Origin of the sequence: Chryseobacterium sp. MDT2-18 (genome assembly GCF_030815285.1) — a bacterium.
Lineage (GTDB): Bacteria > Bacteroidota > Bacteroidia > Flavobacteriales > Weeksellaceae > Kaistella > Kaistella salivictor.
In genome coordinates this window covers 122,322-131,179 of the sequence record NZ_JAUSWQ010000010.1, presented here as the reverse complement: position 1 = coordinate 131,179, position 8,858 = coordinate 122,322, and the positions used below count along the sequence as shown (strand labels likewise).

The following is an 8,858-nucleotide window of genomic DNA, read 5'->3' as shown; positions in this document are numbered from 1 at the left end:
ATAAGAATCCAATTATAACACATAAAATAGAAATTCGTGCATTCGTGGCTAAAAAAATATTGAAACAATTAGAAGCCACGAATGCACGAATTTTCCTCTTAATAAAACATCTTTGTATCAGACTTCAGAATAAATTTACTTTCTTAAAATTATAAGAATATATTCATAGCAATGAAAAAATAAAAATTCGTGCATTCGTGGCTAAAAATTAAATCGGGCACTAAAAAAAACCTTTGAGAAATTCTCAAAGGTTTGCTTTTATCTTATTGTCTGCTGAAAATTATATTTCAGTATCTAAATCCCAATTCTGAAGGTAATCGTGAACATGTTTCAGGAACATTCCGCCCAAAGAACCGTCTACTACACGGTGATCGTAAGAATGCGACATAAACATCAAGTTGCGGATTGCAATCACATCGCCATCTTTGGTTTCTAAAACCGCCGGTTTTTTCACAATAGCGCCGACTGCCAGAATAGCAACCTGTGGCTGTGGAATAATCGGCGTGCCCATAAGGTTTCCGAATCCTCCGACATTGGAAATGGTGTACGTTGCCCCCTGGGTATCTTCCGGTCTCAATTTTTTATTCCGTGCCCGGTGTGACAAATCGTTGATGGCTTTTGCCAAACCGGAAAGTGACAGCTGATCTGCATTTTTAATGACCGGAACAATTAAATTTCCGTCCGGAAGTGCGGTTGCCATTCCGATATTGATGTTTTTCTTTTTGATGATTTTATCGCCGTCCACAGAGACATTGATCATCGGGAAATCCTGAATGGCTTTTACGATTGCTTTTACGAAAATCGGCATGTACGTTAATTTCTCACCTTCGCGTTTTTCAAATAAATCTTTATGTTTCGTTCTCCATTTTACCACGTTTGTCACGTCGGTTTCAATGAAAGAAGTCACGTGCGGCGCCGTATGTTTGCTTTTCACCATCGCATCGGCAATGATTTTCCGAACCCTGTCCATTTGGATGATTTCGTCGCCTGCTCCCACTTTTAAAGGTGCAGAAACCGGAGCCGGAGTTGCGGCTACAGCAACCGGAGCTACTGCTGCTGCCTGTGGCGCTGCCGGAGCAGTTCTGTTGGAAACGAATGCTAAGATATCTTCTTTGGTAATTCTCCCTTCTAAACCGCTTCCTTTGATGGACTGCAATTCGTTGTCGGAAATTTTTTCGCTTTGTGCAATTGATTTTACGAGTGGCGATAAATACAAATCGGATCCGTCGAAACTGGTCGCTGTTTTTGAACTTTCCATCGCTTCTTCCAAACCTTTCACCACGTCGGGATCTACATTGGGTATTTCAGTTTGTACTTCTTCCGCAGATTTTGGTTCCTGTGGTTGAGCTGCGAGCCCGTCCTCCGTACCGGCAACTTCCAAAATTGCGATGGCTTCGCCAATCTTTGCAACTTCATCTTTCTGTTTCAGGATTTTAATAATTTTCCCCGAAACAGGTGTCGGAACGTCGGAATCTACTTTGTCAGTAGCAATTTCAACTACAGATTCATCTTCTTTTACAGTATCTCCTTCATTATACAACCAACTGATAATCGTTGCTTCCATAACGCCCTCTCCCATTGAGGGAAGTAGTAATTTATATTCTGCCATTTTTTATTTCGCTTTTTACAAAGATAAAAATTTTTATGGATTAGGAAATAATGAATTTTCACCTCTCTTTTTTGATTTTTTTTCAATATTTAAAATTTCAATATTTACATTTGTATAAATATTTACCTTTATGAAAAACCTGTATATCGTTGCCCTGTTCCAGTTCAAAGAAAACAACCTGATGGACGCACTCGAATTATTAAAAAAATTAGTGATTGAAACCCGAAAAGAAGACGGCTGCCTGCAATATGATTTAGTGGAAGATCATACCAACAAAGGCTTTTTCTTTATCGTAGAACTTTGGGAAAGCGAAGAACATCACCATCAACATAACGGCACCGACCATTTAATGAACTTCAGAAATCAGTCGGCTTCCCTATTAGAAAAATCTGCACAGGTTTATAAAGGGTACAAAACTTTTTAATAGGATGAGAAAATATTCCTTGTTACTGATATTGTTTTCTGTTTTCACTTTTTCACAAAAATATACCAAGCAGGAAATTGCCAGAATTACAGAAGGAAATACCGATACCGCTTTGCCCATTTTCCAGACCTCTGATTCTTTGCAAAATAAAGTTTTACTTGGTCAGTCGATCGATGCAGATCCAAAAAACAGATACACCATAATTTTGGTCAACCGAATGAAGTCAGCGTTAATTTCAACTGACGGCGGTGTCGGAATCGCTGCGCCCCAAGTCGGAATCAACCGGAATATTATTTGGGCAAAAAGATTTGATAAAAAAGGAGCACCGTTGGAATATTTTATTAATCCAAAGATTCTGTGGTTTTCAGAAGTTTTAAATTTAGGTCCGGAAGGGGATTTATCCATCGAAGTTTTCCGGGATTATTTTTACCGAAGTCAGGTTATTCAGTTGGAGTATTTTGATTTAAATGGCAAGAAACACACTGAAATTGTGGAAGGATTTACCGCTGTAATTCTGCAGCACGAAATCGATCATCTGTCGGGAATTTTGATTTCTGATAAAATTGAGAATCAGAAAATGAAGACTTTCGTAAATGTTGAATTGTATAAAGAAATACAATAGAAAACTAAATATTTTTACCGCAAAAGAGACAAAAGATCCTAAGACTTCCAAGTAAAAGAATTTCAAAAGGTTGCAAAAAGTACGACCATCCATCTTTTGCAAACTTTTGAACAGTGATTAAAATAAAACTTTTGCGTCTTTTGCGGTTAAAAACTTAGAAGCCACTAAATAATTTCCGCTTCAAAAACTTCTCAGAATTGACAATCAGAAAATGAAGACTTTCGAAAAAGTAGAATTGTATAAAGAAATACAATAGAAAACTAAATATTTTTACCGCAAAAGAGACAAAAGATCCTAAGACTTCCAAGTTAAAAGAATTTCAAAAGGTTGCAAAAAGTAAGACCATCCATCTTTTGCAAACTTTTGAACAGTGATTAAAATAAAACTTTTGCGTCTTTTGCGGTTAAAAACTTAGAAGCCACTAAACAATTTCCGCTTCAAAAACTTCGCAGAAATGTTTTTTAATTTTCTCTTTGACTTCATCCATTTCCTGCGGCGAAAATTCGCGTTCTAATTCTCTTTGCAGCGAAGTCACCGCTTTATCTTTGATTCCGCACGGAATAATGTACTCGAAATAGCGCAGATCAGTATTTACATTCAAAGCCAAACCGTGCATGGTCACCCATTTTGAAGTCTTCACGCCCATTGCGCAAATTTTTCTTGCGTACGGCTTCCCGACATCCAGCCAAACTCCGGTTTCGCCTTCACTTCTTTCTCCTTTCAGGCCATATTCTGCAATCACTCTGATAATCACTTCCTCCAAATTCCGCATGTAAAGGAAAATGTCTGATTTAAAATTATCAAGATCCAAAATCGGATAACCAACAATTTGCCCGAAACCGTGATAAGTAATATCTCCGCCGCGGTTCGTTTTCACAAAAGTCGCATTGATTTCCTCCAGCTTTTTAGCATTTGCGAGCATATTATGTTCGTCCCCAGATTTACCGATCGTATAAACATGCGGATGCTCAACAAACAATAAATAATTCGGTGTTATATGCTGAATTTCATCGGGTTGGCCTCGGTTTTCAAGTTTTAAAGCGATGATTTCTTTCATCAGTTTTTCCTGAAATTCAAAAGCCGGTTCGTAATCCATCAAACCTAATTCCTGAAAGTGTAAAGTTCTATTCTGTGTGTCTGTCATGTTATTTTAATTTTTTGGGCAATCCCCTCGTTGCCTTTGCTGAGCGCTGTTAGGGCTTAAAGCCCTAACAGCGCTTTTCCATCGCCAACTCGGGTCGGGCTATCCGTTACAATCTTTTTTTTCAAAAAAGGATTTCCACTTCTATCCCTATTGCGGGACTCCGCTTTTTTCAACTTTAATTTTAAGAACAAAGATTTATTTTAATATAAAGAGGAGTGAAAATCGGTTTGTATCTTTTGTTTCCTTTTGAATATCTTTTTTCTTATCAGTCTTTTGTGACTTTTTAGGTTTAAAGATTTTCAGCCACAAATTTATAAAATTATTTTATTATGCTTCGAATAAAACTTTCTGCTTTCTCTGCCCAATCCTCATTGTACAATAAAATATTCACAAATGCAGTTCCGATAATTCCGCCATCTGCTTTTTTGGTCACTTTATCAAAATCAGATTTGTTTTTAATTCCAAATCCAATCATGACGGGATTTTTCAAACCTAAATTCGCCAGTCGGTTCAGATATTCTTCGTTGTTTATTTCTTTCGCATTATTTCCGGTCGTCGAAGAACTTGAGACCGCGTACAGAAAACCGGAACTTAAAGAATCTAAATATTTTATTCTTTCATCGGACGTTTCCGGCGTGACTAAAAAGATAAAATTCAGATTGTATTTTTCTAAAATTATTCTGTAGTTTTTCTCGAATTCCACGGCCGGTAAATCAGGAATAATCAATCCCGAAACCCCGGAATCTTGACATTCTTTACAAAAATTTTCGAAGCCGAAACTTAAAACAGGATTAATATAGCCCATCAAAATAATGGGAATATTCATTTCTGATTTCACCGATTTCAGTTGATGAAAAAGTTCTGCGATGGTCATTCCGTTTTTCAAAGCTATTTCGTGCGCTTTCTGAATCACAGGTCCATCGGCAACCGGATCAGAATAAGGCATTCCTATTTCGATATAATCTGCTCCGGAATGTTGGATCAATTTTAAAATTTCCGTTGTATCATTCAGCTGCGGAATTCCGGCGGTGAAATAGATGTTGAGTTTCTTTTCAGGTCCGAAGTTAGAGGTTGGAGGTTGGATGCTGGTGTTATTATTCATTTTTTATTTTTAAATAGGGTTTTGTAAAAATGCGGAATCTGCGACCCGGCTTGAACGGAGCTCTTTTTATATTGGCGGCTGAGCGGAGCCGAAGCCACCAATATAAAAAAGCGGGAGTGGAAGACGGAAAAGTCGCCCAAATAATATTATAAATTTTTCAAATACGTTTCCATATCCTTATCACCTCGTCCACTCAAACAAATCACGACGACGTCTTCTTTTTTAAACTTTTTCTTTCCCAAAACCGCTAAAGCATGCGCAGATTCCAAAGCGGGAATAATTCCCTCAATCTGTGTCAGTTCAAATGCAGATTTCAGCGCTTCTTCATCGGTAATGCTGAAAAACTCGGCTCGTTTTTCTTTAAATAAATTCGCATGAAAAGGACCGATTCCCGGATAATCCAAACCTGCAGAAATCGAATGCGGCTCGATGACCTGTCCGTCTTCAGTCTGCATCACCAAACTTTTACTGCCGTGCAAAACGCCCAATGTTCCCAGGAAAGTCGTAGCCGCCGACTTTCCAGAATCCAGACCAAAACCGCCCGCTTCTGCTGCAATAATTTTCACGCGCGGCTCATCCACAAAATGATAGAAAGTTCCTGCAGCATTGCTTCCACCGCCGACACAGGCGATTACATAATCAGGATTTTCACGCCCGATCTTCTCTTTTAACTGCCATTTTATTTCCTCAGAAATGACACTTTGAAAACGTGCTACCAAATCCGGAAACGGATGCGGACCGACCACACTCCCGATGATATAATGTGTGGTCGAAGCATTGTTGATCCAGTCACGCAGCGCTTCATTCACGGCATCTTTCAACGTTTTCGATCCTGAAGTTGCGGGAATAACTGTTGCGCCCAACATTTTCATTCTTCCGACATTGGGTGCCTGTCTTGCAATATCGACTTCACCCATGTAAACGATGCATTCCAGATTCATCAAAGCGCACGCTGTTGCTGTTGCCACGCCATGTTGACCGGCGCCGGTTTCCGCGATAATCCGTTTTTTTCCTAATTTTTTCGCCAGTAAAACCTGTCCCAATGCATTATTGATTTTATGGGCGCCGGTGTGATTCAAATCTTCGCGTTTTAAGTAAACCTGCGTTTGGTACTTTTCGCTCAGGTTTTTCGAAAAATACAGTGGTGTTGCGCGTCCGACATAATTTTTCAACAGACCACGAAACTCGGTTTGGAATTCTGCTGAATTGATAATATCTAAATACTGACCTTGCAGTTCTTCCACATTCGGAAACAGCATTTCGGGAACGAAAGCGCCGCCAAATTCACCGTAATAGCCGTTTTCGTCGGGGTTTTTATAGTTCATAATGTTATTTTTTTTGAGCGTTGTTAGGGCTTGAAGCGCTAAAAACGCTTATGAAGTTTTTAATTTTTTCTACATCCTTATTTCCCGGCTCAATTTCAAATTTTGAATTGATATCCAGAGCGAAAGGTTGCTGTTCTAACAATTTTATATTCTCAATATTTTCTTCGGAAATTCCACCGCTTAGAAAATAAGGTTTGGTGATTTTCAGTTCATTTAAAATTTGCCAGTCGAAGGTTTTTCCCGTTCCGCCAAAGGATTTGGAATCGGTATCGAACAAAAAATGGGAGATTTGAGATTTAAGATTTAAGATTTTTTCGACTTGAATTTTAACTTCAGATAAGTCATTTCCGATTCTGATCACTTTTATAATTCCGATTTCGGGCTTTAATTTTTGTTTTAATTTTATGATGAAATTTTCGTCTTCGTCACCGTGAAGCTGAATATAATTCAATCCTGCTTTTTCGGAGATTTTGATAATTTCCGCAATATTTTCGTTGACGAAAACGCCGATTTTTCCCTGATGATGAATTGATTTAATTTGATTGAAAGTCAAAGCATTCAAAACATAACGTGGTGATTTTTCATAAAAGATAAATCCCAGAAAATCGGTGTTCAAAGAAATTAATTCTTCGATTTGATCGAGTTTCGTTAAACCGCAAACTTTTAATTTCATATTATTTTTTTGCCACGAATGCACGAATTAAAAAAAATCATTCGTGAATTCGCGGCTTTTATTTTTTAATTATATTGATAAACTCTCCGAATGCAAATCCCGGATCTTCATTTCGCATAAAATATTCGCCCATTAAAAAGCCGTCAAATCCTTTTTCTTTCAGGAATTTGAAATCCTCAACAGCATAAATTCCACTTTCTGCAACGGCTAGAACTTCTTTTGGCAAGAGATTTTTCAAATTAACAGAATGCTGCAGATCGACTTTGAAATCTTTAAGGTTGCGGTTATTTATTCCGACTAAATCGATATTTCTATTGAAATGTTTTAATTCTTTTTCGGTGTGAATTTCCAGTAAAACTTCTAAACCCAAATCATGAGACAATTCTGTGAATTCCTGAACCTGCGACGGCGACAGACAACTTGCGATTAACAAAACAACATCGGCTCCGTTGGCTTTTGCTTCGTAAAACTGGTATTCATCAATCATGAAATCTTTCCTTAAAATGGGAATCGAAATTTCCTGTCTTACTTTTAAAATATCCTGCAGCGTTCCACCGAAAAAATTCTCATCGGTCAGAACTGAAATTCCACTGGCTCCGAATTTTTCGTAGGATCTGGTAACTTCTAAAACATCAACCTTGTCATTAATAATTCCTTTGCTTGGCGATTGTCTTTTAAATTCAGAGATGATTCCACTCCCCGATTTCACGGATTTTTTTAAGGAAAAAGTTTTGCGCTGAAAAAATGCGGCTTCCTTTAATTCAGTTAGAGAGATTTTCTTTTTTGCCTGGGCAACTTCGATCTTTTTATGTTCGATTATTTTGTTGAGAATATTCATTTTTATATCTAATTTTTATTTGAAGCAGAGTTTGCGACCCGGCTTGAGCGGAAATCCTTTTTTGTGGAGCAAAGCGGAACAAAAAAGATTGGGAGCGGAAGACGGAAACAGTCGCCCAAAAAATTCTAATCAATCACTTTTTTAAAACAATTGAGTGCTTTTCCTTTCAGTAAACTTTCTGTCGCCATCATTAAGCAATTTTCATACTCACCGTATTTTGCTGTGTTTTTCAAAGCCATTGCAGCGTTGGCTAAAACCACGGCGTTCTGTTCATAGGTTCCTTTTCCTTCCAGAATCTTTTTGAAAATCTGCGCGGCTTCTTCAGTACTGTTTCCGCCAAAAATGGTTTCAGGTTCGATATTTCTGAACTGTAATTCCTGGGCGGAATAAATACTTTCGCCGTTTTTATCCATGATTTTGGTATCGCCGGTCAAACTGATTTCGTCATAACCATCCAAAGCATTGACCAACAGAAAATCGGTGTTTTTCTTCTGTAACAAATACTGATAAATCCGTGCAATCTCCAGATTCGCAACACCGATCATCGTGTATTTTGGTTTTGCCGGATTAATCAAAGGTCCCAGGATATTGAAAAAAGTTTTCAAACCTAAATTTTTCCGCATCGGCGCAATAGATTTTAAGGAAGTGTGAAAAATCGGTGCGTGTAAATAACAGAAATTTCCTTTTGCCAAATCACTTTTTAATTCTACTTCAGTTTCTTTAAAACGATAACCGAGCGTTTCTAAAACATTGGAGGCGCCGCTGATTGTTGAGGCTGCATAATTGCCGTGCTTGGCTACTTTTTGTCCGGTTCCGGCGACAACCAGACTCGCCAAAGTTGAAATATTAAAGGTGTTTTTTCCGTCGCCGCCAGTTCCGACAATGTCCACCAGATCATCGGTTCCCAAATCGATTTGAGGTGCGAGTTGCTGCAACGCTTCGGTGAAACCTTCTAATTCTGCCAACGTAATACTTCTCATCAGGAAAACCGTGACGAATGAAGTGACTTCAATTTCATTGAAAATATTCTTTGAAATTTCCAGGAGAATCGATTTCGCCTGTGCTTTGGAAAGCGTTTGATGGTCGAATAAATATTGTAAGATGTCTTTCATTTTAATTTT

The 8,858-nt window shown here is 38.1% G+C and carries 9 protein-coding genes; 2 read left to right on the top strand and 7 right to left on the bottom strand.

The genetic code is table 11. From position 1 onward, the window contains the following. Positions 1 to 280: 280 nt before the first annotated feature. Positions 281 to 1,609: a dihydrolipoamide acetyltransferase family protein gene (locus QF004_RS11140; protein WP_307426282.1), complete on the bottom strand. Its 1,329-nt coding sequence runs from the start codon at positions 1,607 to 1,609 to the stop codon at positions 281 to 283. A 130-nt stretch (positions 1,610 to 1,739) separates the two neighbouring features. Here QF004_RS11140 and QF004_RS11135 point away from each other — a divergent pair, with 130 nt between their 5' ends. Further along, complete coding sequence (locus tag QF004_RS11135; protein WP_133440300.1) at positions 1,740 to 2,033, top strand: putative quinol monooxygenase; 294 nt, start codon at positions 1,740 to 1,742, stop codon at positions 2,031 to 2,033. A gap of 4 nt (positions 2,034 to 2,037) precedes the next feature. Next, positions 2,038 to 2,655, top strand: a complete 618-nt coding sequence (locus QF004_RS11130; RefSeq protein ID WP_307426277.1) for a peptide deformylase — start codon at positions 2,038 to 2,040, stop codon at positions 2,653 to 2,655. Positions 2,656 to 3,076: 421 nt separating this feature from the next. Here the strand turns inward: QF004_RS11130 and lipB are convergent, their stop codons facing one another. From lipB to trpD, 6 genes are all read right to left on the bottom strand, one after another. Next, complete coding sequence (gene lipB / locus QF004_RS11125) at positions 3,077 to 3,799, bottom strand: lipoyl(octanoyl) transferase LipB (RefSeq protein WP_307426274.1); 723 nt, start codon at positions 3,797 to 3,799, stop codon at positions 3,077 to 3,079. Positions 3,800 to 4,118: 319 nt separating this feature from the next. Then, a complete protein-coding gene (trpA, locus tag QF004_RS11120; protein WP_307426271.1) occupies positions 4,119 to 4,901 on the bottom strand; it encodes a tryptophan synthase subunit alpha in 783 nt (260 codons plus the stop codon). A 146-nt stretch (positions 4,902 to 5,047) separates the two neighbouring features. Continuing rightward, the gene (gene trpB / locus QF004_RS11115) at positions 5,048 to 6,226 is read right to left on the bottom strand and encodes a tryptophan synthase subunit beta (protein WP_307426268.1); all 1,179 of its coding nucleotides are present in this window, start codon (positions 6,224 to 6,226) and stop codon (positions 5,048 to 5,050) included. 4 nt (positions 6,227 to 6,230) lie between these two features. Next, entirely contained in the window at positions 6,231 to 6,899 is a 669-nt protein-coding gene (locus QF004_RS11110) for a phosphoribosylanthranilate isomerase (RefSeq protein ID WP_307426265.1), read from the bottom strand. Positions 6,900 to 6,957: 58 nt separating this feature from the next. Beyond that, the gene (trpC, locus tag QF004_RS11105) at positions 6,958 to 7,737 is read right to left on the bottom strand and encodes an indole-3-glycerol phosphate synthase TrpC (RefSeq protein WP_307426262.1); all 780 of its coding nucleotides are present in this window, start codon (positions 7,735 to 7,737) and stop codon (positions 6,958 to 6,960) included. A gap of 125 nt (positions 7,738 to 7,862) precedes the next feature. Next, positions 7,863 to 8,849 carry an anthranilate phosphoribosyltransferase gene (trpD, locus tag QF004_RS11100; RefSeq protein ID WP_307426258.1) on the bottom strand — a complete coding sequence of 329 codons (987 nt, stop codon included), beginning with the start codon at positions 8,847 to 8,849 and terminating at the stop codon, positions 7,863 to 7,865. Positions 8,850 to 8,858: the final 9 nt, after the last annotated feature.

Bases quoted from the DNA above. Each gene is read 5' to 3' on its own strand.
- QF004_RS11140 (WP_307426282.1), bottom strand. From the start codon at position 1,609: ATGGCAGAATATAAATTACTACTTCCCTCAATGGGAGAGGGCGTTATG.
- QF004_RS11135 (WP_133440300.1), top strand. From the start codon at position 1,740: ATGAAAAACCTGTATATCGTTGCCCTGTTCCAGTTCAAAGAAAACAAC.
- trpB (WP_307426268.1), bottom strand. From the start codon at position 6,226: ATGAACTATAAAAACCCCGACGAAAACGGCTATTACGGTGAATTTGGC.
- trpC (WP_307426262.1), bottom strand. From the start codon at position 7,737: ATGAATATTCTCAACAAAATAATCGAACATAAAAAGATCGAAGTTGCC.
- trpD (WP_307426258.1), bottom strand. From the start codon at position 8,849: ATGAAAGACATCTTACAATATTTATTCGACCATCAAACGCTTTCCAAA.
- QF004_RS11110 (WP_307426265.1), bottom strand. From the start codon at position 6,899: ATGAAATTAAAAGTTTGCGGTTTAACGAAACTCGATCAAATCGAAGAA.
- trpA (WP_307426271.1), bottom strand. From the start codon at position 4,901: ATGAATAATAACACCAGCATCCAACCTCCAACCTCTAACTTCGGACCT.
- lipB (WP_307426274.1), bottom strand. From the start codon at position 3,799: ATGACAGACACACAGAATAGAACTTTACACTTTCAGGAATTAGGTTTG.
- QF004_RS11130 (WP_307426277.1), top strand. From the start codon at position 2,038: ATGAGAAAATATTCCTTGTTACTGATATTGTTTTCTGTTTTCACTTTT.